1 protein-coding gene and 2 pseudogenes are annotated in these 1787 nt (G+C 36.3%); all 3 read left to right on the top strand.

From position 1 onward, the window contains the following. Positions 1-224: pseudogene (locus tag ACFILO_RS09320) on the top strand (hypothetical protein); the annotation flags it as partial. A gap of 292 nt (positions 225-516) precedes the next feature. Further along, a complete protein-coding gene (locus tag ACFILO_RS09315; protein ID WP_375678198.1) occupies positions 517-825 on the top strand; it encodes a hypothetical protein in 309 nt (102 codons plus the stop codon). Between the two features lie 143 nt (positions 826-968). Then, a pseudogene (locus tag ACFILO_RS09310) lies at positions 969-1666 on the top strand (phage antirepressor KilAC domain-containing protein). Positions 1667-1787 lie beyond the last annotated feature (121 nt).

Below are 1787 nucleotides of genomic sequence, written 5' to 3'. Positions count from 1 at the left end.
TGCCTGAGAATGTTGATTACAGTACCAAGGCGCAAGTGAAAGCTTGGATATATGGGGGTGGTATTCCGAAAAGCGTTTTGAGTTGTGAAGCGTTGATAGACGAGGTGAATAGGGAAATCAAAAAACGTACAGTTAAAGCAGTGAAAACTTATGATGATATAGACAACGAGCTAGAGAAAGCACTTGGTATTCAACTAGGTAGGTATCAAAATGAAAAAAAGTGAAAAAAATAAAAAATACGTATTGACATTAATGAAAGGTTCGTTTAGAAAGGTTGGTAAGTGCTCAAAACACTTAATCGTAAGCGGATAAACCACGTAAGGTTTTTCCCATCTCTTAAAATACTGACTTTCTTTTATGCTATCATTAGCATATAACGATTATGTCGGGTGTGGTCGCACCATACAAGACTCTTTATGAGAAAAGTGTGACGACGGACTTACGACCGTGTTTTGAACACCCGGCGCCCTTATAGGGTTGTCAATTCAAAACCATATTTTCGTAAGGATTAATAAAATGAATTCTAAAGGAAAAAACGAAATTAATATTACCACCGATTTCTTATGTGATTTGTGGATGGCTGTGTTTAAAGAAGTTAACACTGATCCTACTGAAGGTGAATATAGCGATTCCTTAGTGGAATTAATGGCAGATCTTGAAAAAGTCTTGATTTTAAAATCCCAAAACGAAATTCCAAATTTTACAAAAATTTTAGCAATAATTACAGAGTTTGGTCAATCTGAACCAATTCAATCAATAGTGCCTCTGTTAAAAGCTTATACCCCCGATTTGAATAATGTACATAGCCTAAAAGACGCTGCGTAAATGGCTCGGGCGTGGCGGGGGCGCCTGCTTTTTAATTTTTATTAAATTTTTAGGAAAAAAAGATGCCGCAATCCTTAATCGATATAAATCAAACAAATTTAACAAACGTAAATCAAATCAAAATAGATGATAGCATTCAAACTATGTCTAGTGTTGAAATTGCAGAGTTATGTGGTAAGCAGCATAAACATGTTATGCGTGATATAAAGAAAATGCTTGAAGAAATTAACGCCCCAAATTTGGGGCGGTTGATTTTACTGAGCCCAAATTTGGGCCCAGTGATTTTGCAGGGGTTTATAAAGATTCAACAGGTCGCACCCTCCCTTGTTACAACCTTCCAAAGCGTGAATGCTTAATCTTAGTTTCAGGCTACAGCACTACATTGCGTGCAAAAATAATTGACCGGTGGCAGGAATTAGAAAAGAAAACAGATTTAGCAAGTGCTTTAGAAAATCCCCTTACAGTTAAAAAACTTCTCTTAGAGAGCATCAATCAATTAGAAACTTTAAAAAATGAAGTGAATACTCTTAAACCAAAAGCAATAGCTCTTGATGGTCTAAAGCGCTCGGATGGCTTGTTTGGTATTACAGAGGCAGCAAAAATATTGGAAGTAAGACCTAAGGATTTAAGTAATTATTTACGAGCACATGATTGGGTTTACAGAAGAGCGCCTGGCGCCCCTCTGTTACCCTATCAAGATAAGATCAAAAAAGGTCTTATGGATTGTCCTGTTATCACTATTCAAAAAAATGATGGTACAGAAAAAACCGTACCATCAACAAAGATAACGTCTAAAGGACTAGCATATTTAAGAGAAGAAATCCACGGAAATATGCAATAGTTTAAAAAGCAGCGGCGGTGCGGGGGCGCCCCTCTTTAAAATTCTTTCATTTAAAAATTTGTTTGAATATTAGATTAGGGAGCTACCTATGACCACTAAAACTGTATCCAAAAAATATGAA

Origin of the sequence: Bartonella sp. AP72JLCBS (genome assembly GCF_042195705.1) — a bacterium.
Taxonomy (GTDB): Bacteria; Pseudomonadota; Alphaproteobacteria; order Rhizobiales; family Rhizobiaceae; genus Bartonella.
Note: the sequence above shows the minus strand (reverse complement) of the source record. Positions and strands in the feature narration are given on the sequence as shown.

Bases quoted from the DNA above. Each gene is read 5' to 3' on its own strand.
- ACFILO_RS09315 (WP_375678198.1), top strand. From the start codon at position 517: ATGAATTCTAAAGGAAAAAACGAAATTAATATTACCACCGATTTCTTA.